The following is a 22,899-nucleotide window of genomic DNA, read 5'->3' on the forward strand; positions in this document are numbered from 1 at the left end:
GAGGATCATAAAGACACCTCGCTTCTGGAAGCGGGTCTTCATGATCAGCCTCGACGTGATTGCATTGATGGTTGCCCTGTGGGCAAGCTATGCGATCCGGCTATCAGTGTGGACGCCGGCGCTCACAAGCGAACGCCTGATCCTCGCGGCCTTCGCGCCAGTCGTGGCTATTCCGATATTCATCAGGTTGGGCCTCTATCGGTCCGTGATCCGCTACCTGCCTGAAGCCGCGATCTGGACCATCATCAGGGCAATGCTGATCGCCACGATGAGCTGGGTCATCATCATCTTTCTGATGGAGATGGCCGGCCAGGGCATTGTACCACGCTCCGTCCCGTTCCTCTACTTCATTCTCGGAACGCTCATGATCGGGGGCATGCGCTTTGCCGCCAAATGGATATTGGTGTCCGGCACCGGACTGCGTCGTGACGAAGAACCGACTTTCATTTACGGCGCAGGCCCCGCCGCAGCTCAACTCGCACGGGCGCTCAGAGGCCATGGTAATCGCTATGTGATGGGGTTGATTGACGATGACCCGACAAATCAAGGGCGGGATATAGGCGGATACCGTGTGTTTCCGTCAAGCGACCTTCCGTCCTTGATAGATCGCTACGGGATCACGGAAATCGTGCTCAGCATGTCGTCGATACCCATGGAGAAGCGGCAGGCCGTATTGGGGCGCGTGACAGGTCTCGGCGTAAAGGTGCGTAGTCTACCGGATATTTCTGACCTCGTGGATGGCCGCTACATTGTCAGCCAGATTCGCGAAATCGAAATCGACGAATTGCTTGGCCGATCTTTCGTGCCGGCCGACACGGACTTGCTCGACCAGGCACTCGCCGGCAAGATAGTCATGGTCACGGGTGCTGGCGGATCCATAGGCTCCGAACTGTGTCGCCTCATCATTCGCCGCAAACCGGAAAAACTCATCCTTTTCGAAGCGAGCGAATATGCACTCTACCGCATCGAACAGGAACTGCTAACCGCAAGCAACAATCTAGTTGTTCCGGTCCTTGGCTCTGTGACGGACGCTAAAACGGTTGAGCGCGCCATCCGGACCCACAATGTCCAGGTCCTCTATCACGCTGCCGCCCACAAGCATGTCCCACTCGTTGAGGCGAATGTGCTGGAGGGCATCCGCAACAACGTTTTCGGGACATTGACGGTAGCGACCACCGCCGCTCAGCAAAACGTCGAGAGCTTCGTGCTGATATCGTCAGACAAGGCGGTCCGGCCGACCAATGTCATGGGTGCAACGAAGCGCTGGGCTGAGCTCGTCGTACGGCAGATGGCGATTGAGGCGCGAACAAAACCCAAAAAACAGGTATTCTGTGCCGTCCGCTTCGGCAATGTGATTGGATCCAACGGCTCTGTCGTGCCGCTTTTCAAACAGCAAATCGCCAAGGGCGGGCCGGTGACGATCACCGATCCGGACATGACCCGTTACTTCATGGCGATCCCCGAGGCTGCAGAATTGATCGTCCAGGCCGGCGCACTTTCCGCCGGGGGCGATGTGTTTCTGCTGGACATGGGCGAGCCAGTGCGTATCGGAGACCTCGCGGAAAACATGATCCGTCTGGCCGGGTTCAACGTCCGAGACGCCAACAACCCGGACAGTGGCATAGCCATCGAGGTCATCGGTAAACGGCCCGGAGAAAAGCTTTTCGAAGAACTGTTCTACGACCGCAACAATGCCCAACTGACCCGTCACCCAAAAATCATGCGTGCCGACTCCACGGCTATCGCCAATTACGACATCGCAGCCTGGTTGGAAAAACTCGAACAGGCGATTTCTGACGAAGATGAAGCACAGGCTAGGACGCTATTGTTTGCCCTGATTTCGGAAGATGAAATAGTAAGTCATCCTGTTGAATACGGCTGAGCCATGGGAAAATTCCAGCATGCTTTGGTGCAACAATGGCGCACGCCGAGAGCCCTCATCAAGTTTTCTGCCAAGCGGCCGTCCTTGTCCAACTCGCCCGATCTGGTTGCTAGAGGGCGCAAGTTGTACCTGGGCTGAGGGAACGCACCCAGTTATTGTCGGCACCAAGTAGCGCACCAGCGAAGGCGCCGGACACGCAGTATTTCGTCAGCGACGAACGTCTTTTTTGCCGGCGCATGGGCCGGGTGGCCGCAATGAGGATTGTCAGGGGCTAACGTTCGGCAACTCCCTGAAGTGTTGATTTCCACTGAGTGCTGACCCGGCGCAGCCAGATATTTCCATTGAGAATTGACCCATGTTTCAACCGTCCCTCGCATGTTTTCAGCGGGGGCTCTGGGGTGATCGACATGGCGTTACTGAGCGTGATCCGGCGCTGGCATTTTCGAGAGCATCTATCGATCCGGGAGATTTGCCGCAGGACCGGCTTGTCCCGGAATACCATCCGCAAATATCTGCGCGCCGACGGCGTGGAGCCAAAGTTCAACGTGCCGGAGAGGCCGAGCAAGCTTGATCCGTTTGCAGATCGGTTATCGGCCTGGCTGAAGACGGAGTCGAAGAAAGGCCGCAAGCAGAAGCGGACGATGAAGCAGCTACACGTTGATCTTGTCAGCCTCGGCTACAAGGGGTCCTACAATCGTGTGGCGGCATTTGCGCGGGAATGGCGCAATGATCGTCAGAGGGAATTGCAGACGACGGGCCGCGGGACATTTGTGCCCCTGACGTTCGAACCAGGCGAGGCCTTCCAGTTCGACTGGTCAGAAGATTGGGCGATCGTCGGCAATGAGCGCACCAAGCTGCAGATCGCCCACACGAAGCTGAGCTACTCCAGGGCCTTCATCGTCCGGGTATACCTCCTGCAGACGCATGAGATGCTGTTCGATGCCCATAACCATGCCTTCCGTGTCTTCGGTGGCATTCCTGGTCGCGGCATCTACGACAACATGCGCACGGCGATCGACAAGGTCGGTCGTGGCAAGGAGCGCGACGTCAACGTCCGCTTCATGGCGATGGCCAGCCATTATGTGTTCGAGCCCGAGTTCTGCAATCCGGCTTCCGGCTGGGAGAAGGGACAGGTCGAGAAGAACGTGCAGGATGCGCGTCATCGCTTCTTTCAACCGATCCCGCGCTTTCCATCACTGGAGGCCCTGAACGATTGGCTCGAGGAGCGTTGCAAGGAGTTCTGGGCCAAGACACCCCACGGTCAGATGCGTGGCACCATTGCCGACATCTGGGCCGAGGAAGTCCCAGCTCTCATGGCGCTCTCCAGGCCGTTCGACGGGTTCGTCGAATATACGAAGCGGGTCACGCCAACCTGCCTCGTGCATCTGGAGCGCAATCGCTACAGTGTTCCGTCATCCTTCGCCAATCGACCGGTGAGCCTCCGGGTCTATCCGGATCGTGTCGTGGTCGCCGCAGAAGGCCAGATAGTTTGTGAGCACCGCCGCGTCATAGATCGGTCTCATGATCGGCCGGGTCAGACCATCTACGACTGGCGTCACTATCTGGCGGTGGTGCAGCGTAAGCCTGGTGCTCTTCGTAACGGCGCACCGTTCATTGAGCTTCCCGATGCATTCCGGACCTTGCAGCAATACCTGCTCAAGAAGCCGGGGGGCGATCGGGAGATGGTCGATATCCTGGCGCTGGTCCTTCAGCACGACGAGCAGGCAGTCCTGTCTGCCGTCGACATGGCGCTGAAGTCTGGCGTTCCGACCAAGACGCATGTGCTGAACCTGCTGCATCGGCTCGTTGACGGCAAATCCTTCACGCCGCCAACCCTCGATACCCCTCAGGCACTGACGCTCACCAATGAACCCAAGGCTAATGTTGAACGATACGACACCTTGAGAAAGACGGAGGCTCGCCATGCGTCATAATCCAGCAAGCGGCGCGATCGTCATCATGCTGCGGCAGTTGAAGATGCATGGCATGGCCCAGGCCGTCGGGGAACTTACTGAGCAGGGATCACCCGCGTTCGAGGCTGCCCTTCCGATCCTGTCGCAGCTTCTCAAGGCAGAGATGGCGGAGCGCGAGGTTCGATCAACGGCCTATCAGCTCAAGGCAGCACGCTTTCCAGCCTACCGTGACCTGAATGGCTTCGACTTTACCAGCAGCGAGATTAACGAGGCGCTCGTGCAACAGCTTCATCGCTGTGACTTCCTCGATGACTCCAACAATATCGTTCTGGTCGGCGGACCTGGCACGGGAAAGACGCACATTGCCACCGCGCTCGGCGTTCAGGCAATCGAACACCACCACAAGCGGGTAAGGTTCTTCTCGACGGTCGAACTGGTCAACGCGCTCGAGCAAGAGAAGGCACAAGGCAAGTCAGGACAGATCGCCAATCGGCTCGTCCACTCTGATCTCGTCATTCTCGACGAGCTGGGATACCTGCCATTCAGTACTTCAGGCGGGGCGCTGCTCTTCCACCTGCTCAGCAGACTTTATGAGCGCACCAGCGTCATCATCACCACCAACCTCAGCTTCAGTGAATGGGCAAGCGTCTTTGGCGACGCAAAGATGACCACCGCGCTGCTCGACAGGCTCACCCACCACTGCCACATCCTCGAAACCGGAAACGACAGCTTTCGCTTCAAGAGCAGCTCGGCGCATCAGCCCAAAACATCAAAGGAGAAACGCAGGAACTTGACCCAGACCAACAACACGAACGATACCTAAAGGCGGGTCAATTCTCGGTGGAAACGCCGGGTCAGCTCTCAGTGGAAATCAACAGCTGAAGGCCGGATTAGTTAATGGTGCAAGATAACCGCCATGCTAGCACTGCTAGTTCGACGATAAAGGGAACAGACCTCATGGGCATGACCTTGGTGACCGGAGCCTCAGGCTTCGTTGGCTCGCACCTGATAGAAGAGATGACGCGACGTGGCCTTCCGGTTCGGGGTGTCACCCGGGGGACGACGCCGGGTCTGATGCCCATAAAGTCTTATGGTCCTGAAATGGTTTGGAGCGAATATCTCGCGGGTGTCGACCAAGTGGTTCATCTTGCGGCGCGCGTTCATGTGATGAAGGAAACCGCGTCGGACCCGCTTTCCCTGTTTCGAGAGGCCAATGTCACTGCCACAGTCAATCTAGCGCGACAGGCGGCCCAAGCCGGCGTACGCCGCTTCGTATTCGTAAGCTCAATCAAGGTGAACGGCGAGCGTACCGAACCTGGCAAGCCCTTCACCAGTAACGAACCGCCGAATCCGCAGGACCCCTACGGCATCTCGAAAGCCGAGGCTGAAGCGGCGCTAGTGGCCTTAGGTCGCGAAACCGGCTTAGAAATCACGATTATCCGACCTCCCCTTGTGTATGGCCCGGGAGTGAGAGGCAATTTCCGCAGTCTCATGAAGTGGGCGGCAACCGGAATGCCGTCAATTTTCGCTGCTGTCAAAAACAAGCGATCGTTTGTGCATGTGGCAACCCTATGTGACCTCCTGATCACTGTGTTGGACCATCCAAACGCGGCGCATCAAGTGTTCCTTGTGAGCGATGGAGAGGATCTTTCTACCCATGAGCTAATTGAGCGACTGACTATTGACGCCGGACGCCAGCCCAAGAGTATCCCTGTCGCCCCAGCTATCCTGAACCTAATCGGTAGGGTCAGTCGTCGCCGTGCCGCTCTTGAGCGTCTCACACAGAGTCTTCAGGTCGATTTAAGTACGACGTGTCAGCAGCTGAACTGGCATCCCAGCAACCGTTTCCCGCCTAGTGATACTTTTGATCGAGAAAATCGTGTGTGGACGCAACGGGCTACACAGTCTTAAAAATCCTGAACGAGCCTGTTAGAGAGTTGGCAACGCCATCGCAGCATGGTTTCCAACGCTCCCCTCGATAAATGGCTAACAGCACCCGCATGGATGTCTATTTTAACTGCCTAACTTCAATTGCTAGTCACAAATACTGGAGAGCGCAATTGAAAGCACGAGCGCAAAAAATGGATCTCCGATCCGCCACTTGGTCAAACAACTTCGACCTCATGCACACATCCAAAGATACAAAGCAGCGCCCGTTCTCGTCGCGACGGTGCCTACCCAAAAACTATAGCGACTTTGACCAGACGGTACGATTTACATAATCGATGTAGCTCAGCACTACTCGCAATATCTGCTGCGAAACCCTCGGATTTTCATAATCGTCCACCTTGCTCACCGGTCCTAACAACCCCTTCGTGACCACTTCCACGGCCTCGATGACACGTTCGGCATCTCCCCCAGACATGACGAGCACACCGGAGTCCATCCCCTCCGGTCTCTCGTGAGCGGGACGAATGGTGACTGCTGGGAACCCAAGCAATGCACTCTCTTCCGTGATGGTTCCGCTATCAGATATGGTGCAGTAGGCATTCATTTGAAGATGCACGTAGTCGGAGAACCCGAAAGGCCGCAGAAATTTCACCCTTTGATCAATGGTCGAATCGGAAAGTGCATCTATACGTTTGCGTGTACGTGGATGAGTAGACAATATAACTGGAAGATCATAGTGAGCCGCAATGGCATTCAGCGTATCAATAAGTTGGGAAAGTTTGTCTGCGCTGTCTACATTCTCTTCACGGTGAAGACTTACAACAAAATACCTATTTCGAACCAAATCCAACCGCGACAATATCTCAGATGCTCTTATACGATCCTCGTAGAATTCAAGGACCTCCCGCATGTGGGATCCTGTCTTGATGATAGTTTCTTGTCGAATTCCTTCTGCGATCAAGTAACGTCGAGCATGCTCGGTCAGCACCAGATTTACGTCGCTCAAGTGATCGAGTATCTTGCGATTAAGCTCCTCAGGAACGCGCTGATCGAAGCAGCGGTTTCCAGCTTCCATGTGGAAAACAGGGATCTTCCGACGCTTGGCGGAAATCACGGCTAGGCAGGAGTTCGTGTCACCGTACAGAAGAACAGCGTCAGGGTTCACTTTTGCTAACAATTCGTCGGAGCGCTCGATGACCCTTGCGATTGTGGAAGCGGCGCTCTCAGTGGCAGCATCGAGAAAATGGTCGGGGCGACGGATGCCCAAATCTTCGAAGAAAATCTGATTTAGTTCATAGTCATAATTCTGACCGGTATGAACTAGGACGTGCTCTGTGTGGAGGTCGAAGGCCGCGATGACGCGAGACATCTTAATAAGTTCGGGTCTGGTCCCGACGATCGTCATGATTTTACGCATGGCGACGCTCCTGAATGAAATCTAGGCTTTTGAGTAGTTGCTTTACCCCGTCAACATCAAGGCGCTCCGCATTGTGGGAGGTATAGTCCTCAAAAGTGGAAACTTTGACCTCGCCCTCAACAAAATATTTGTTGTAGTTGAGGTCTCGACCATCAGCCGGGACACGAAAATAGCGCCCTCTGTCTTCCGCTCGCGCCATTTCCTCCCGGGACAGAAGGGATTCGTATAGCTTCTCACCATGGCGCGTGCCGATAATCCTGAGTTCCGAATTGCGCTCAAACAACTCATTCAACGCCTTTGCCAGATCACCCACCGTCGAGGCAGGAGCTTTCTGGACGAAAATGTCGCCCTGGCGGGCGTGCTCGAATGCATGCAGAACCAGATCCACTGAATCGTCAAGCGACATCAGAAAACGCGTCATTTCCGGATCTGTGATAGTCATCGGCATTCCGGACTGTATCTGTTCCACAAAAAGTGGAATGACGGACCCTCTCGAAGCCATAACGTTCCCATAGCGGGTCGCGCAGAGAACCGTCCCTCCCTCATCCATCATTCTCGACTTTGCAACCATGAGCTTTTCCATCATTGCCTTCGAGATCCCCATGGCATTGATGGGGTAGACGGCCTTGTCGGTGCTAAGGACGATCACTCGCTTCACCTTGCATTCGATTGAGGCATTCAAAACGTTTTCAGCGCCGAGGACGTTGGTTCTTACGGCTTCCATAGGATAGAATTCGCACGAAGGAACTTGCTTCAACGCGGCGGCATGAAACACGAAATCGACGCCCGTCAAGGCTTGGCGCACGCTGTCGTAGTCGCGTACATCGCCAATATAAAAGCGAAGCTTTGGATTGTTCATTGCGATCCGCATGTCTTCCTGCTTTTTCTCATCGCGGCTGAAAACTCGGATTTCACGAACATCGGTTCTCAGAAAGCGTTTTAGCACCGCATTCCCGAAGGATCCGGTTCCCCCGGTGATCATCAGCACGCCATTGGAAAACATAGTTTTTCTCTCACTTAAATGCATGCATCGCAGCGATCAGGGCGTCCCACGACGGTGCTATATAGCCTGTCTCTGCGTTGAAGCGGCTGCCAGACAAAGACCGGTCAATCACCACGCGGTCGCTGGCATGGATCGCCAGCCCCTTTGCATACTGGCGGTTGACAAGCTCCAGCAGGTCATACTTCGAAATGGGCTGCGCCGCGACGTGATACAGTCCGGAGAGGTCCGGGCGTGGCAAAACTACGTCGCGGACGACACGTGCCAATTCGCAGGTCGGCAAACCTGAGAATATGGCATTCTTGTAACCCTCCACACTACCGTCCTGTGCCAGGAACCATTCGACTAGACCATGACAGCTACCCAATTCATGGCCTATGATCGAAGTCCTCAGGGTAATGGCATGAGGGTAATCCACTTCTCCTAGAAGTTTGGAGCGGCCATACAGATCCGCAGCGTCCGGCTTGTCATCTTCCGTATACATTCCCTTCAGTCCGGCGAATACGCAATCAGTACTCACGTGAACCAAACGGGCTTCTGCCAAGTCGCAAAGTCTCGCCAAGCGGTGGGGCAGGATCGAATTAATCGGAAGCGCAACGAGAGGATCGCCCGCTGCAGCAAGTTGCTTGACTAGGCCGATACAATTGATCACGGCTTGGGGCCTGACTTGGGCCATCACACTTGCCAGTAGATCGAAATTTTCCGCATCCACACCGGAAACAAATTTCAAGTTGGTCGTTTGCTGGAAATAGCGCTTACTGCCCTCGGAGCGCAGTGTACCGTAGACCTCGTGTTGGCCGCCATCCGACAACACGCGAACCATCGCATTCCCCAACATGCCTGATGCGCCGAGTACAAGTATACGCATTATATGGCTTCCTCTTTTCCTGCGAGCTCGCGAAACTGGCCGATCAAGTCACGCGTCAGCATGTCCGCGGAGAAATTGGCCTCAAAATATGCCGCCCCCCGAGCCCCCATGGAATTTCGCTCTTCGACAGGAAGATCTGCCATCGTTTCGATAGATTTCGCTAATGCCCCAGCATCCTCGGACGCGGACACTAGCCCTGCCCTCGCCGCGTCTACGATCCGCGCGCCCTCTCCATTAATTGACGCGATAATGCATTTGCCAGCTGATAGATAGGCCTGAAGCTTGCTGGGAACGGTCAACGCGAAAATCTCATCCGCCGCAAGTGTCACCAACAAGCTACCGGCCGCCTGGAGCAAAGCGGGCATATCTGACGCTTCAAAACGGCCACACAATTCGACATTGGACAGGTCACGATCTTTCACCTGCTTCGCAAGCCACTGACCACGGCTCCCCGAGCCGATGATGTAGAACCGGATGTCGCAACGTGCCTTCAATTGCTCCGCGGCATCGATGATCGTATCAAGAGACTGGGCAGCGCCAAGATTTCCGGCAAAGACAACAGCGAATGAGTTCATCATATCGGCGGCAAGCCTTTTGGCCCTGTCGCTCGGCTCTTGTGTTGCCGCCGGCCTGTAGAGATTGGGAAAATATCGGATCTTGCGGCGCTCGGTATATTGTGCCACCCGATCAACAAACGCTTCCGACTGAACTAAAATCCTGTCGCTTGAAATATAGATCAGGCGCACGAGAGCCGCCACGAATTTCATGATCACGGCGTTCTTCAGGTAACCGGTCGCGGAAAGACTTTCCGGCCACAGATCCTGCACCCAGACGAAGAGCTTAGCGTTGTTCATCCGTGCGAAGAGCAAGGCCGGCAATGCTTGCAACAGCGGTGAAGGCGCGTACACGAATACCACGTCGTATTTCTGTCGCCTGATCGACCAAAGCCCCAGTGTCGATGCCGCGATGATAAAGGAGGCATAGTTCATGGCCAGCCTGATCCGCGATTGCTTTCCGCGGCGCGCGATCGGTACCCTTACAATCGAAACGCCATCGTGAAATTCTCTTTGAACGCCCCAGCTGCGGTAGCCTGCAAAAAAATCACCTTCTGGATAATTGGGCTTGCCAGTAAGTACCGTAACCTCCAGTCCGGCGGCTGCCAACAAGCTTGTAAGATCGTTTATCAGAAAGTTTTCTGGCCAGTAGTACTGGCTGACAATCAAAACTCGCATCTCAGAAATCCGCCTGGATTGCGCGAAGGAACTCGACGGGATCATCAATGCTGGCCGTCTTCATGGGCTTGCCAAGATGCCTCATGACCGCTCGAGCGATAGATAGCGCTGAATCGGGATCAAATGTCTCGACTGGTTCCACGAGATCACGAACGTAATCGCGCTCCGAAGCGATGATGGGTAGTCCAGCATTCTTTGCTTCTAGGAGAGGCAAGCCAAAAGATTCAAAATGCGAAGGATATATTGCGGCACGGCTTCGTGCTAGCAATCGCGCTACTTCGGCCTCACCTGACACGTCCTGCATATCAATAGAAAGGCCGGGCAACTGGGCGCGGCGCTCAACCCACGCCCGTAGTTCGCGATCACGGTCAAAAGTCAGCGTAAGGCACAGGGTCGGCTGAAAACCATGCCGATGTAAAATCTCCCAGGCTTCTACAAGCGTCCTGTGATTCTTGTGCGGCTCACCGGAGGCTACATAGACGAAGTCGTAATCGGGCTCTTTCGATTTGTGGCCGACTGGCTGCAAAGTCGGGAAGAACGGCATGGGCAGTGCCCGCCTCTTCATATTCAACTCGACAGCCCGCGCCATCGTCTCCGTTTGGACGATGAGCGTCGCCGCTCTCAGACAGGCTCCAAGCCATAAGCGCTCCAGGTTGATGCGAACTCGTGTTCTGACAGGCATGCCAACAGTCGACGCCCGTGTGGCAAGATATCGGTTCTGCAGAAAGACCACGACCTTTGCCCGACTGGGAAAAAGCGGAGGTAAATTACCGAAGCACAGGATCAGATCATCCGACGTGGCCATGTTTCGAAGTGTCCGCTCAGCTTTCAGCCGACCGGGAAGGGTTGCCTTAAAACGCATCACCTTCACTGCTGGGTCCAAATCCGGGACGTCTCCCAGCCGCTCATCCAGATAAACCACACAAGGCTGCCGCACTGCGGCCAGCAGTGGCAAAAGCAGCGCCTTTCCGCCGCCCTGGTGGACATTCGATGCTTGGATAAACAGCGTCACGCGTCTTCTCTGGGGCGTGCGATAACCATCAATGTTTCGCCACCCAACAATCTAACGCCCAGATCCTTGTTGCACGCATAGACAAGCCGTCGCAAGTATCCGGCGAGACGCGTTTTGACAGTCCGTTGAGGAGCATCGAGAGAGGCATTTGTATAGCGTGCCTCGATTACCTCGTATCCTGACTCCTCAAGCAGCACAACAGCCAGGTTGCGGGTAAAATAGTGAAGATGACCAACCTTGCTGCGGACATGCAGCAACGGTCTCTCCCTCACCACACTTACGGCGGACAAATCAAGTGGAATGTGGCATACAACAAGGCGGGCACGCTTCCTGAGACGTGACAGGAAATCCCATGGATTTCCCAGATGCTCCAGCACATCGATGACAAGCACAACGTCGGGAATTGCAGTATCAAGTTGGAGGTAATCCGCAAGCGTGAACGAAATTCCCTCATTGGACGGTAAGTTCCAGAACCGCTGTGCATCGGGCGCGATATCGTAACCTTCCATGCGTGCAGCAGGGTAGCGTTCTTGCAGTGAGGCCAAAACAGCGCCTGAACCGCAGCCAACTTCGACAATGCTGCTTGCGGTGATTTGATGAGCTTTCAAGATCTGGGCGATCTTTTCGGCCTTCCAGGGCGCATCCGCAGAATCCCAGTCCGGATTTTTTTCGGCGTAGTCGCCGTTGAGATATCGCTCAAGTGTCGGATCTTGGCTGCTCATGAACCTAGCCTTTGCATTTGGGATCGATGGACCGGCAACATCGCGAAACGCCAATCAGGAAAACGCATCTATAACCTTCGGCAAAGTCTTTGTCCCGACGGCAAACCCGACATCAACAACTCTCTCCGTCCACACGGGACCGGAGCACCTCCGGCGAACAGAATGCCTTCAATACTCTGGCACGCGTTTTCGTAGCGATCGGGTCGCTGACCGTGGTGCCAGCAGGAATTGCCTAGCTGTTTCCGCTACTTGAACCAATGGTTAGGTCTTCGGCCATCAACGCCAGATATTGTGCCGTGACTTCTTCGGCCGAATAGATACGTCGAACATCTTCTGCGAATTCTTGCAGAACGGTTGGCGGATTTAGCAAAAACTGCGCCAACAGCGAAAGAGTGTCGCCAGAGATCGCTCCGGTCCTGGCCGAGATGGTGAAGCAAGATGGATAACTGCTCAATGCATCCAGGGAAATGTCGTCCGGGATGCTGACTACGTTCACAATGGGCCGTCCCATCGCCATGTACTCGATGACTTTGCTTCCCAACTGCGACGCGGAATGATTCCCAATGTTCAACAGAAAGTCTGCATTTGCCATCGCATGCAAGACTACGGCACGGTCCACAAGCCCGTGAACCAAGACGGTGACGTGCGGATGGTCAGCATATTCAGCGAGGATATCGTGACAGTCATTCACAGCGCCATAGAAGTGCAGCCGGAAACGGCTTTCAGGGAACCGCTGGCCAAATACACTAAAACACTCAAGTAGATAACGTGGACTGCGAAGATTCCTATAGAGCGTACCGACGAAAACCAGGTCAAGAATGCCGTCTTCTTGTTTAGTCCGCAGTGGCGGCGCTGGAAGGGACAGAAGTGGCGGGATTACCATCGTCTTGCCGTTCGCCGGCGAAAAGTTTTGCTGATAAAGCGAAGCCGTTGCATGCGTCGTAACACTGATCCGATCGGCCAGCGCTATCACCCGTTTCTCCACCCAGTAGCTTAGTAGCCCGTAGAGACGCCTGTTAAAGGGCGATGGCTGTCTCATAAATGAATAGGGATCGCCGATATCGACCAGCCATCGTGAGGGAGCAGAAGTCCTTCGTACCAGCCACCAGACCAAATGCCCCGAGAACGGATGGGAGGTGGTGATGACCCAATCGAAGCGATGGGTGCCGGAAAGGGATCTTGCCATGCGGGTCGCCGGAAAGATCCATCCGCAGGCATAATCCGGCCAATAGAAGCTGCGCCAGAGAGTCCGAAACGCGGATCGGGTCCAAGATTTCAATGTGTCGATCCATGTACCACGTCGATCGGACGAGGCAGGTGCCGGTACCGTCGCAGGCCTTGACTTTAGGATCGGATCCGCCACCCGATGAACCTCGAACTCCGCTTCCTCAGGCGCTTGGAGTTGAGCAGCACACAGAACGTGAACCTCGTGTCCAAGTTTGGTCAGGCGAGCAGCAATTGCGGCCCAACGGAAAGCGCGAGGCGTGAGCTCCGGAGAGAAAGAGTGCGTAATGATTAAAATCTTCATGATGAACTATTCAATAGATGGCCATAGCCAGGCGAAAACCTCAGCGTGTCTGGCGTCGGATCTGTAATTTCATGACCATCGAGACCGAAGTCGACGACACTGACCCGATCGTCAAGAACACGGATCATCCGGTAGATATCAAAACCATAGCCCCGATGTCTGCCCAAGAAGCCTTCCTGACCAAAAAACAAACATTCACCGTCAGCGGCTCCTCGCAGGTCAAAAAGCCCAAGGCCGAGATCCGCCGGCTCCATCTCGCCATGCCGCGGTGCATGATGCGCACGCACCGATCTGTACAAATTCCGCATCCGCGCATCGGCAGTATAAATATAAGTTCCGGGATCCCGCGCACGGCTCTGCCCGTCGATCATCAAATCAATCGCGAGCTGATCACAATGGGCATGCGCTCCCAATCCTCGAATACCAATCTCTCCACATCTGACGGCCATGAACAGGCGGGGAGATCGCATTACATAGCATCCTGTGCCTTGAAATGCGGCCAGCTCGAGCTCGTCTCTCAGACCCGGCGGTGCTTCGAACTCTGTTCTCCATACGCTTCTTGGCGGGGCTCTATCTGCGATTTCCAGGAATTCAACCCAGACCTTGTCAGTTCCGACATTCTCCAGTCGGTTGACCCTTTGCCTGGAAGACGTCGCCACCGGGTCAAGCCTGCCCGCAAAGGCGGCCAGCACCGTCGATGCCGCATCGACGCTGTGACGCCCTAGATAGGCGTCAACCCCCGCAACCAGCGACCTGTGGTCAAGCGACCAGGCGATGTGTGAGGGATCTCCGGCCGCAATCATCTGTTCGACCGTCCCCATTGTGAGAAACCGGCCACTGTCATTGTCGCCGAACTGCACAACCAGGCCATCAGCTCGCGTTACTGCCGTCGTGAACGAAGCCATAGCATCCAGGTGGTCGCGACACGAAGGGGTAAGAGGGCTTAGATGGGTTCTGCCCGGCACTGGATGAAGCACCAGAGGCGCCACGATGCGCGGGGGAGGAAGCGGCCCACGCCATTCGGTCCCGGTCTTGAACACCTCAAGCCGTTCCGGCGGAAGGTTGTCCAGAAGAGCGCACGCCCATAGCACAATCTCAGAGGAAAGCCGATGATAACAGGTGCTTGCCTCAAAATTCGAACCGTCTGCATGAAACTGATACTCGATCTCCTGCATCAATTCCACAGTCGCGAAACTCAGCCACCCATCTGCTTCTTCGCTGTCTTTCAAATAGGAAGAGGCGAAAAGAAGTCCCGCAATGTCAGCTAGATAGTGGTTGCCCCGGTAGACCGCCGACCATTCAAGATTCTCTGCGACATGGCGCGCATGCGCATGCACATTGTCCGCGAAAGCAACTTCGAATTCAGGATCGAAGTGGACCCCCAAGGACGCCAACATGTCGTATGCGACGACCATGTTGGCGACACGGATCGCGACATCCATGGCACAACACCAGTTTACACCAAACCCTGGAGGATTGGTCGCGATGAAATCCAGGATCTGGTTGCGGACTTCTCGGGCATACTCGTCGCGGCTTCGGACTTCGGACAGCCCGGCTCCAGCATACCCTGCAGCAAGTGCCAATACTGGCAGATGTTGCATCCGAGCTAGTTCCCAAGGAACCTTTACATCCACGCCGGGAACGTCGCCGAAACGGATCTTGCCGTGCCAGTCTTGCTCGCGCCAGCGATAACCCGACTTGAAATCAATTTGCCAGTCGATTGCCCTGTAGTGTGTGTCCAAGAGGCGCCATATTCGTTTTGCGTCGGCTCGGTTCCGAATATTGATGACGCTATCAAGCCATTTTCCATCAGCGTCAATTTCAGGTGACGGGGCATCGTAGCGTATGCCGCTCATGCCCTTGCAGCGCATGCCGTGCCTAACTTCAACCAATCCGGATCCCAGAAGATTGAAACGATGATGGAGGACGTCCTCCGCATGTCGAACGATCAGTTCAACATGGCCAGGTGAGAGGCTCGCAATTTCCCCGAGAAAGCCGGAGGTCAGAAAGGAGAAACGGCCGCAGTTGAGGCCCCGAACGGGTGAGCGCTTCCCGTAGGTGCCAACTGCCTGCGCACGAATGTATCGGTACTGATTGCGGATCAGACGCGCCGAACGGCCGGCGATACGTTTGCTCAAACCAGAAAGCTTGCTCGCGCCTGTCAAATTCAGCCCTCTACTCAGAAATCGGTATATTCGCCGCCTCTCGGACAACGACGCGCAAAACGAGCACGGCTGTGAGAAATGCTACGAGGACCTGCGCGATGCCGGCCCCCCAGACACCGTACCAAAGGACGAGCGGATAGCCGATAAAGATGGCGAAGGAGGTTGTAATGAACGCGATTGCCATTCCCTGCTTTATCGCCCCGATACCAACCATTGCCGCGCCGCCAACCGCATAAGCACTCCAAATGCAAAAGCGCAACATCAACAAGGCGACCATCATGCTCAGGCCCGAATAGGCCTCACTCAGGAAAAAAACTTCTAGAAGCCAAGCAACAATGATCGCGCCCGTCGCGACCACGATCCCACCCGCCATCAACCACACGCTCCATCGCAAAAGGCTTGAGCGAAAGCCAGCACGATCCCTGATGAGTCCGGTGAACTGTGGCGTCGCCACACTTTGGACCGCGCCAGCTAGCGCGCTGGCCGCGAAGAAGAAAATGGTCGCCAGCGAGTACACGCCAACATCACTGCGTTCAGCGCCAACCCAATCCAGCATCATCAGATCCGCATATTGCCCTATTGTGGTAATGACCATCCCTAGTAGGCTGTATCCGGCAAGGGAGGTGAAATCCCCGGGAACATCGCCCTCCAGCTGTCGAAACGAAGGACGAGCAGCATGCAACAGCGGAACAACGCTTGCTGCGACAACACCTAGGGTCGCGATGAGCAAGCCCGGTAATCCATGCAAGTAACAGGCGGTAACGGTTATAAGGAACGACGCTGTTCGGAGTCCAATCTGAGCATAAGCGAGAAACTTAAACCTTTGAATGGCCTGAAGGTAGACCAACAACAGACTCGTCGCTGCAAGCGCAGGAACTTGCAGCGCATAAGCAGTTAGCACCATGAACTCCGTTCCCTGGCTACCTGAGCCGATGACGATCCCCAAGAAGGCACCGGTTGCCAGGAAGGCTATAGCGATCAGTCGACGAAGCCCGATGCCAAGCAGGCGCCGTCGTTGCGGAGCGTCAATTAGGGGGTCTGCACAATACCTCAAGATAGGTGCCGTCAGACCGCCGGCGCCTAAAATGGTGGCAACCGCCACATAGGCCATAGCAATACGCACCTGCGCGAACTCCTCTGCCGGAAGCAGCCGCGCGATTAATATTGTACCGAGAAACGCCACGCCCTGCTGCGCAATGTTGGCGATCATCACATGGGGCAGCCCATGCCTCAGCGTATCGGCTCCGGCAGTCCTAATCTTCCTCAGCACGTTGTAGCGCTCTCCTTCGATGCCACATCAAGCGTCGAGCTTGAGCTTTACCTTGCCAGCTGCAGAACGTACCGGGGCCTTTACCAGCTCGATGTTCCAATCGAGATCCAAACCAGAAAAATCAAATCCCGAAGCGAGATTAGAAATCGAGACGTCTTGATGGCGTGGGACGATCAGAAGGGTCATGTGCCCCGGCGATCGCTGGGCAACTTGCACATGATTGATATCGTCAAAAGCGCTGTGATGACGACCGAAAATGATCGAGGTTAAACCCAATCTCCGGTTCCTTTGATCCAGCACATAATCACCAATCCGACCTTCGGTAATGCGAAAGGTCAGTGTGGCACCAATCGTTGCGATCGACTCAACAATATCGCCGGTATCGTACCTAATAAACGGGTGAGTGCGGTTATGTAGCGAAGAGCAGACTAGGCGCGCGCGGCGCCCTTCTCCGCTTTCCACCGCCTCCGCGAAACCATAGGTTGGCATCGAACGATAAACACCCTGAGCTGTCTCTCCGGCAAGAATGGCCATCTCACTATGTCCGTACCAACTCAGAATGTTGGCGCTGAGGCCGTTGGCTATGGCGTCGCGATAGACCGGCGCCGGATACTCCGACCCTAGCAACACACCATGCAGCCGGCCTCGAAACAAGGCAGCACCCTGAAGATCCTCGGTGACTAGCGCCTTTGCGAATTCTGCAACCATGCTGGGATAGCCATGAACCCAACGGACACAATACCGACCGGCCTGCCGAAGGATTTCGCGTGATACCAACGATAGGGGACAATTTGAATTAACGATAAGTTCGTTATGTCTCGGATGATAGCGAAAAGCTTCGTTGCTCGCAAAATGCGTACCGCCTATCCGAAGTTTCAGGGCAGACGGACTGTAGCCCCTCGCCTTCCAAAGGGCATGCATGTGAGCCCACTCAATGCCCGACGCGTCTTCCGGCAAGCGGAAGGAAAGGGGCCTGCCCGATGTGCCGCCCGTGTTGGCTATAGGACCAGACGCACCCTGCGCGCATCTCCGCTCAAGCGAAACGCCTTGGAAATCCTCTTTGGACACGATGGGTACCAGCTTCCAGTCATCTGGCTCCTTGAGTTGCGACGGATCGAACGCTCGTTCGTTGTAGAAGTCGCGGTAAAATGGAATTTGTGAGAACGCAAAATTGACGATAGTTTTCAGGTGGGAAAATGCCTGCTGATGCTGCGCCTCGGGCGACAATCGGCCTTCGGCTCGGATTGCGCGCGATGCTACAGAATATCCCTTTCCTATTCGGAGATCATTTGGCAGCAGGCGAAGTGGCGCAGCGAGTAGCTGCGCATTCGATGCAATTTTCTGTTTGAACGAATCCATAGATCCTAACCGGAAAATCCTATTTCTCTATAGGCTTCAAGCATTTGACGAGCAACTACTTTGCTATCGTGATACTTTTCCGCATAGCCGCGACTTCTGCGTGATATATCTGCCCTGCCTTCGTCATCTTCTATGAGGTGGCGCAGGACCTCGGTAATCGTATCCGGATTGGCATTCACGAGTGGCAGATCGGCAGGATATTTCTCCACCAAATCGGGGCGTATATAAGTTATCGTCGCCTTGCCAGATGCCATAGCTTCGACTGCAGTTACGCCGTGAGAACCGCATCTCAACTCATCAATGTAAATGTCGCACTGAGACAGCTCACGATAGAATTCCTTCTGCGTTAGCTTCCGAACCATCTTGAATTCGAACCGCAGCCCCTCGGCCTGCAACTTTTCGGCTGCGGCGACGATCTGCTCTGTACCCTTCACATGCGGCTCCGTCGGCACATGAAGCACGACCGGCGGACGAGCCTTTTCCTCGGCAGGCCTGCTAGAGAAGCGACTGAGATCCAGAGGCGGACGGAACGGGAACACCTTATCAAAATAAGGCGTAACGTAGTCTTCCATCTCGCAGTCGGTGGCTACGAAACGGACGTACTTTGAGATCGACTTCAAGTATTCTCGCGTTCTGGCATCCCTGGTTGGATCGGCTTCCCGATAGAAATAAGGATTCTTGCGCCGTGCGATATCGATAATTCGAGCATCGCCACCGCCAAAGCTTACAAGCATTGGTATCTTTTGCGCCGCAAGATAAGGCCCTTCAAGCAAGTGATGCATGCTTCCGCGCAGCAGATGGCTTCCGTGATAGTGGACAAACGAAAAGCGTGAGGGGATCTGCTTCAAGAACCATCCACGCTTGAATACCTTCCTATACCGCGACGCCGACTTTGCCATCAACGCCTCGTGATATGGCAAGCGACGGTCAAGGTCAAATACGTCCGTATCCTCAGGGATGACATTGATCGAGGGCTGACCAATCTGTTCCAGTGCCTCAGCTAGCCAATAAGGCCAAGCCGCCAAACTTCCGTATTGCAATATGGGTTTCAATACCGTCACTTTAGGATTTCGCTGTGTACTTCATGTAAAAACTCTTAGGCACGAGATCCATCTTGTACATAGCCCAGAAGAATGGCCTCATCGTTTCGAACGTTTTCTTGTAGGTATCGAAATCTGTGTAGTTCTTCTTCGGCAAGTTCATGATTTGCTCGAATTCCCCGTCAGAATATCCAAGTCGCTTGCGCACGAAATCAACCAGTCCGGCTTCGATGTGCGGCGGCTGTCGCATCAGATCCATCGCCTCTTCCCGAGTCATCCAGCCATTTCTGCAATAGGCGGAAAAACCTGCGATGCGAAAATCGATACCCCATCTTTGCGGAAAAAAATAACTATGGACGAACGCGGTGAAGCGGTTCTCGAGATGGTGCCCGCCATACCACTGCCAACCGTATTTTTCGGCGAGTAGTTGCTTTGCCGCCTCTTTGTCGTAGTCGAGATAATATATCGGACGTACTTTCTTGATGCCACCGAACAGCATCCACCGCAGTTGGTCCTTGAGCCACAAATTTGGGAACGTCTTCATCGGAAGCTTTCCAAACTGATTATGGACAGACTGTATGTATTTGCCGTCCATATAGACCCAGCCCAAAGGCGCCACTCCTTCGGTCCGGAAGGAATGTCCCTCGATCATATATTTGATGCCGAACTTCTCGGCGGCTCGATAAAGCGTGGTCGCCAATGCGATATCAGTGGGTATGTCGATATCCTTCACGCCAGCCTGAAGGAAGGAGCGATAGATGTCGTCATATTCCTTGTTGTCCACGACAACTGTGAACAAGTCGACATTCAGTTTCTCTAGGACATTTTGAATGTTTTCGGTCGCAACTGTCGAATTCCACGTGTTATCGAAGTGGGCGGCAAGCAGTCTAAGACCATACACTTCCTTCATCTGGTGAACGAGGTACGATGAGTCGCAGCCGCCGCTGACGCCGATGATCGCATCATACTTCTTGCCTCGGCCGGCAGCCTTGATGTCATCCACCATCTTTTCTAGGCGAGCCTTGCCTTCCGCGCCGGTCGGATACTCCGCCTCCAGACCTTCGATTTGCCGACAATAATTGCAGACGCCGTCGTGCGGGTCGAACGACACGTTCGGAACCGTTTCGTCATAGATGCAACGCGTACAGACGATCATCTCTTATCCTTCACGCAAAGATGCCTTCCTGATCCTTCCGGGATGGAAACTTGATCAGTACGCCCAAATCTTTTCCCTGAAACACTGCCATGCTGCCAATCGCTACGGCAGAAACCCCAGCGTCCTTTACCGCAGCCCTTATATCTGCCGGAGAACCTGCGCCTCCGGTGGCAACCACGGGAACATTCACTACACTGCTGATGTCCGTCAACAACTTGAGATCAAAGCCGGCCCAAGTCCCGTCTCTATCAATCGAGTAGGCGAGGATTTCACCCGCACCTTCCGACATGAAATGACGAGCGGCATCCACCGGACGAATTTTCATGTCCTTCTGTCCGTTGCGGATGTGTACCGAATATTTGCCGAGCAAACTACGCTTCACATCCAACGTTACGACAACCGCTTGCGAGCCGAATTCGGCTGCGGCCTGTCGCACCAGTTCCGGCTGTTCGAAGGCAGCCGCGCCAAGGGATATTTTCTCAATTCCGAGATTGAACAACCGCCGCATTTGCTCGATGGTGCTAACCCCGCCGCCGTAACAGATCGGCATGAAGCACTCGGTCACGAGCCCTTCAAGCGTCGCGAAATCTATCCCCTTGTCCTGAGTGGTCGCGTGTATATCGAGCAGGATGAGTTCATCCACCTCTTTCTGATTGAATATTCGCACGGCATTCGTCGGATCGCCGACATAGGTCATGTCCTTGAAGCGGACCGTTTTGACCAGAGCGCCGTTGCTCATAAGCAGGCAAGGCATCAGGCGGGTTTCAAGCATATTCAGAGCTCAAGAAAGTTTGACAGAAGCTGCATTCCGAAACGGTGGCTTTTTTCCGGGTGGAACTGGACACCCACAATGTTTTCCCGGTTAACACCGGATGCAAAACTATTGCCATAACTGGTGCGGAGAAGAACGTCGGCCGGATCGGCACAATCAAAATAGTAGGAATGCACGAAATAGAACCGCGCCTCGTCCAAGCGCCGACACAAGGCGTGTTCGCGCGCCGCCGCCACGCGATTCCAGCCCATATGTGGGATGCGTAGATTCCGATTTTCACCGTCGAAGCTAAAGCGGCGGACCCGACCGGGGATGAGGCCGAGGCCCTTCAATTGCCCTTCCTCGCTGGACTCCGCAAGAAGCTGCATCCCGAGGCAGATCCCGAAAACCGTCGCCCCTTCCGAGGCTCGCTGCTTAAGTACGTCCACCAATCCCAGCGAAGAAAGCCGCGCCATCGCATTGTCGAAACTGCCGACGCCCGGCAACAGGATCTTGTCCGCAGCCAGCAACTCGTCCAGTTGACCGGTCGCCTTCGCCCGCCCTCCAACCTTGTCGATCATGTTTAAGATCGAACCTATATTGCCGACACCATAATCGACGATTGTGACCAGATCAGCCATCACACGCCTTCGACCAATATTTCCTTGAGCCCACGCAACACCGTACCGAACCTGTACGCTGGGCGCTCTTCAATTTCCTCTGCGAGAATGTGCCTGCGGATGAGGAACTCTGGTTCGTTGAATCCAAGCATGGCACGAATGGAAGATGTTCCGGAGAAACGCGGATTGATCTCGAAGATCATCACCTCTCCATTTGCCACGCGGCATTGAACATTGATCGCGTAACGGGCGCCCAGTGCGAGCCCGACCTTTTCGCACTGCTCCCTGACAGCCTCGAAAGCCCCGACCCTACCTTGCGAGACGCCGCTGCTAATGGCCAGAACATCACCCAGATCCGTGCGTCCTGTATGATTCGGGACACGCAACCGATTGCTGAGGCTGGTTAGGATGAACCTGTTCAAGGCAATCGAGTTGATGAGACGTCCTTCGCCGTCGAAAAGGACACCAACCGTATATTCCTCATCCACGCGTCCCACGTATTCCTGAAGCAGGATCGAATCGAAATATCGCAGCAGGAAACCGGATATCATGCGCAGTTCGTCATCGTTCTGGATGAGGTAGACGTTTTGCGAGCCACCGCCGACAAGCGGCTTCGCGATCAGGGGGAAGCCCTGAATCTGGGAAAGATCGTCCAGGCTCGCGACCAGCCAGCTGCGCGGGCTCACGAAACCATTGTCGGCAAGGAACTGATTTGTCGCAAACTTGTCCGAACAAATCTTTATCAGCTTCTCGTCATTGACGGCCAGAAGCTTGACGTGCTTGCGGATCTCGTACGCATGGGTCGCGATGACCCTCAACTCCGGCTCCGATCCAGGCAGCAGAACCTCGATACCCTCGCTCTTGCAGATGGCCAGCAGCTTCTCGACATAGTCGGGCGCCGCGGCACGTGGCAAGGCGTAACATGCATCGGCACCACTCTGCCTCGCCGTGTCTGCGGAGAGATCCGTTCCGATTACGCGTAGAGGCAGGGATGAAAGGCGCAACGACTTCACGAGCTGCTCGCCGTTACCGCCGCCCCCGACGCCCGTCACCAAGACATTGATCATTTTTTTC

At 54.9% G+C, this 22,899-nt stretch carries 19 protein-coding genes; 4 read left to right on the forward strand and 15 right to left on the reverse strand.

What is annotated here, in order from left to right; genetic code table 11:
* Window positions 1–40: 40 nt before the first annotated feature.
* The 4 genes from QTL56_RS06955 (at window position 41) to QTL56_RS06970 (ending at window position 5,706) form a co-directional block, all read left to right on the forward strand.
* Window positions 41–1,882, forward strand: coding sequence for a polysaccharide biosynthesis protein (locus tag QTL56_RS06955; protein WP_245136515.1), 1,842 nt, complete (start codon window positions 41–43; stop codon window positions 1,880–1,882).
* A 407-nt stretch (window positions 1,883–2,289) separates the two neighbouring features.
* On the forward strand, window positions 2,290–3,816 hold the full coding sequence (gene istA, locus QTL56_RS06960; RefSeq protein ID WP_245136514.1) for an IS21 family transposase: 1,527 nt from the start codon (window positions 2,290–2,292) through the stop codon (window positions 3,814–3,816).
* On the forward strand, window positions 3,806–4,618 hold the full coding sequence (gene istB, locus QTL56_RS06965; protein ID WP_245136513.1) for an IS21-like element helper ATPase IstB: 813 nt from the start codon (window positions 3,806–3,808) through the stop codon (window positions 4,616–4,618). Before istA ends, istB begins: the two co-directional genes overlap by 11 nt.
* Window positions 4,619–4,752: 134 nt before the next feature.
* Window positions 4,753–5,706 carry an NAD-dependent epimerase/dehydratase family protein gene (locus tag QTL56_RS06970; RefSeq protein ID WP_245136512.1) on the forward strand — a complete coding sequence of 318 codons (954 nt, stop codon included), beginning with the start codon at window positions 4,753–4,755 and terminating at the stop codon, window positions 5,704–5,706.
* Between the two features lie 274 nt (window positions 5,707–5,980).
* On the opposite strand, the gene wecB is transcribed toward QTL56_RS06970, so the two are convergent.
* From wecB to QTL56_RS07045, 15 genes are all read right to left on the reverse strand, one after another.
* On the reverse strand, window positions 5,981–7,102 hold the full coding sequence (gene wecB, locus QTL56_RS06975) for a non-hydrolyzing UDP-N-acetylglucosamine 2-epimerase (RefSeq protein ID WP_245136511.1): 1,122 nt from the start codon (window positions 7,100–7,102) through the stop codon (window positions 5,981–5,983).
* On the reverse strand, window positions 7,095–8,105 hold the full coding sequence (locus tag QTL56_RS06980; RefSeq protein WP_245136510.1) for a polysaccharide biosynthesis protein: 1,011 nt from the start codon (window positions 8,103–8,105) through the stop codon (window positions 7,095–7,097). Before QTL56_RS06980 ends, wecB begins: the two co-directional genes overlap by 8 nt.
* Before the next feature lie 10 nt (window positions 8,106–8,115).
* Window positions 8,116–8,970: a dTDP-4-dehydrorhamnose reductase family protein gene (locus QTL56_RS06985; protein ID WP_245136509.1), complete on the reverse strand. Its 855-nt coding sequence runs from the start codon at window positions 8,968–8,970 to the stop codon at window positions 8,116–8,118.
* Window positions 8,970–10,202 (reverse strand): glycosyltransferase family 4 protein, encoded by a 1,233-nt coding sequence (locus QTL56_RS06990; protein ID WP_245136508.1) that lies wholly within the window; start codon window positions 10,200–10,202, stop codon window positions 8,970–8,972. Before QTL56_RS06990 ends, QTL56_RS06985 begins: the two co-directional genes overlap by 1 nt.
* Window position 10,203: 1 nt before the next feature.
* Complete coding sequence (locus QTL56_RS06995) at window positions 10,204–11,214, reverse strand: glycosyltransferase (protein WP_245136507.1); 1,011 nt, start codon at window positions 11,212–11,214, stop codon at window positions 10,204–10,206.
* Entirely contained in the window at window positions 11,211–11,936 is a 726-nt protein-coding gene (locus QTL56_RS07000; protein ID WP_245136506.1) for a class I SAM-dependent methyltransferase, read from the reverse strand. The genes QTL56_RS06995 and QTL56_RS07000 overlap by 4 nt, the downstream gene beginning before the upstream one ends.
* Window positions 11,937–12,168: 232 nt before the next feature.
* Complete coding sequence (locus QTL56_RS07005; RefSeq protein ID WP_245136505.1) at window positions 12,169–13,464, reverse strand: glycosyltransferase; 1,296 nt, start codon at window positions 13,462–13,464, stop codon at window positions 12,169–12,171.
* On the reverse strand, window positions 13,461–15,629 hold the full coding sequence (locus tag QTL56_RS07010; protein ID WP_245136504.1) for a heparinase II/III family protein: 2,169 nt from the start codon (window positions 15,627–15,629) through the stop codon (window positions 13,461–13,463). Before QTL56_RS07010 ends, QTL56_RS07005 begins: the two co-directional genes overlap by 4 nt.
* 10 nt (window positions 15,630–15,639) lie before the next feature.
* The gene (locus tag QTL56_RS07015) at window positions 15,640–16,839 is read right to left on the reverse strand and encodes an oligosaccharide flippase family protein (RefSeq protein WP_245136503.1); all 1,200 of its coding nucleotides are present in this window, start codon (window positions 16,837–16,839) and stop codon (window positions 15,640–15,642) included.
* Between the two features lie 87 nt (window positions 16,840–16,926).
* Window positions 16,927–18,258, reverse strand: a complete 1,332-nt coding sequence (locus QTL56_RS07020; RefSeq protein WP_245136502.1) for a phenylacetate--CoA ligase family protein — start codon at window positions 18,256–18,258, stop codon at window positions 16,927–16,929.
* 5 nt (window positions 18,259–18,263) lie between these two features.
* Window positions 18,264–19,319 carry a glycosyltransferase family protein gene (locus QTL56_RS07025; protein WP_245136501.1) on the reverse strand — a complete coding sequence of 352 codons (1,056 nt, stop codon included), beginning with the start codon at window positions 19,317–19,319 and terminating at the stop codon, window positions 18,264–18,266.
* Between the two features lies 1 nt (window position 19,320).
* Entirely contained in the window at window positions 19,321–20,454 is a 1,134-nt protein-coding gene (locus tag QTL56_RS07030; RefSeq protein ID WP_245136500.1) for an N-acetyl sugar amidotransferase, read from the reverse strand.
* A gap of 10 nt (window positions 20,455–20,464) precedes the next feature.
* Window positions 20,465–21,226, reverse strand: a complete 762-nt coding sequence (locus tag QTL56_RS07035) for an AglZ/HisF2 family acetamidino modification protein (protein WP_245136499.1) — start codon at window positions 21,224–21,226, stop codon at window positions 20,465–20,467.
* 2 nt (window positions 21,227–21,228) lie between these two features.
* The gene (gene hisH, locus QTL56_RS07040) at window positions 21,229–21,846 is read right to left on the reverse strand and encodes an imidazole glycerol phosphate synthase subunit HisH (protein ID WP_289393481.1); all 618 of its coding nucleotides are present in this window, start codon (window positions 21,844–21,846) and stop codon (window positions 21,229–21,231) included.
* Window positions 21,846–22,892 carry an ATP-grasp domain-containing protein gene (locus tag QTL56_RS07045; protein WP_245136498.1) on the reverse strand — a complete coding sequence of 349 codons (1,047 nt, stop codon included), beginning with the start codon at window positions 22,890–22,892 and terminating at the stop codon, window positions 21,846–21,848. The genes hisH and QTL56_RS07045 overlap by 1 nt, the downstream gene beginning before the upstream one ends.
* Between the last annotated feature and the right edge of the window lie 7 nt (window positions 22,893–22,899).

Source organism: Peteryoungia algae (genome assembly GCF_030369675.1).
Taxonomy (GTDB): Bacteria; Pseudomonadota; Alphaproteobacteria; order Rhizobiales; family Rhizobiaceae; genus Allorhizobium; species Allorhizobium algae.

What these genes read in the sequence shown, in the direction of transcription:
- QTL56_RS06955 (WP_245136515.1), top strand. Translation starts at nt 41, where the DNA reads ATGATCAGCCTCGACGTGATTGCATTGATGGTTGCCCTGTGGGCAAGC.
- istA (WP_245136514.1), top strand. Translation starts at nt 2,290, where the DNA reads ATGGCGTTACTGAGCGTGATCCGGCGCTGGCATTTTCGAGAGCATCTA.
- istB (WP_245136513.1), top strand. Translation starts at nt 3,806, where the DNA reads ATGCGTCATAATCCAGCAAGCGGCGCGATCGTCATCATGCTGCGGCAG.
- QTL56_RS06970 (WP_245136512.1), top strand. Translation starts at nt 4,753, where the DNA reads ATGGGCATGACCTTGGTGACCGGAGCCTCAGGCTTCGTTGGCTCGCAC.
- wecB (WP_245136511.1), bottom strand. Translation starts at nt 7,102, where the DNA reads ATGCGTAAAATCATGACGATCGTCGGGACCAGACCCGAACTTATTAAG.
- QTL56_RS06980 (WP_245136510.1), bottom strand. Translation starts at nt 8,105, where the DNA reads ATGTTTTCCAATGGCGTGCTGATGATCACCGGGGGAACCGGATCCTTC.
- QTL56_RS06985 (WP_245136509.1), bottom strand. Translation starts at nt 8,970, where the DNA reads ATGCGTATACTTGTACTCGGCGCATCAGGCATGTTGGGGAATGCGATG.
- QTL56_RS06990 (WP_245136508.1), bottom strand. Translation starts at nt 10,202, where the DNA reads ATGCGAGTTTTGATTGTCAGCCAGTACTACTGGCCAGAAAACTTTCTG.
- QTL56_RS07000 (WP_245136506.1), bottom strand. Translation starts at nt 11,936, where the DNA reads ATGAGCAGCCAAGATCCGACACTTGAGCGATATCTCAACGGCGACTAC.
- QTL56_RS07005 (WP_245136505.1), bottom strand. Translation starts at nt 13,464, where the DNA reads ATGAAGATTTTAATCATTACGCACTCTTTCTCTCCGGAGCTCACGCCT.
- QTL56_RS07015 (WP_245136503.1), bottom strand. Translation starts at nt 16,839, where the DNA reads ATGATCGCCAACATTGCGCAGCAGGGCGTGGCGTTTCTCGGTACAATA.
- QTL56_RS07020 (WP_245136502.1), bottom strand. Translation starts at nt 18,258, where the DNA reads ATGGATTCGTTCAAACAGAAAATTGCATCGAATGCGCAGCTACTCGCT.
- QTL56_RS07030 (WP_245136500.1), bottom strand. Translation starts at nt 20,454, where the DNA reads ATGATCGTCTGTACGCGTTGCATCTATGACGAAACGGTTCCGAACGTG.
- QTL56_RS07035 (WP_245136499.1), bottom strand. Translation starts at nt 21,226, where the DNA reads ATGCTTGAAACCCGCCTGATGCCTTGCCTGCTTATGAGCAACGGCGCT.
- hisH (WP_289393481.1), bottom strand. Translation starts at nt 21,846, where the DNA reads ATGGCTGATCTGGTCACAATCGTCGATTATGGTGTCGGCAATATAGGT.
- QTL56_RS07045 (WP_245136498.1), bottom strand. Translation starts at nt 22,892, where the DNA reads ATGATCAATGTCTTGGTGACGGGCGTCGGGGGCGGCGGTAACGGCGAG.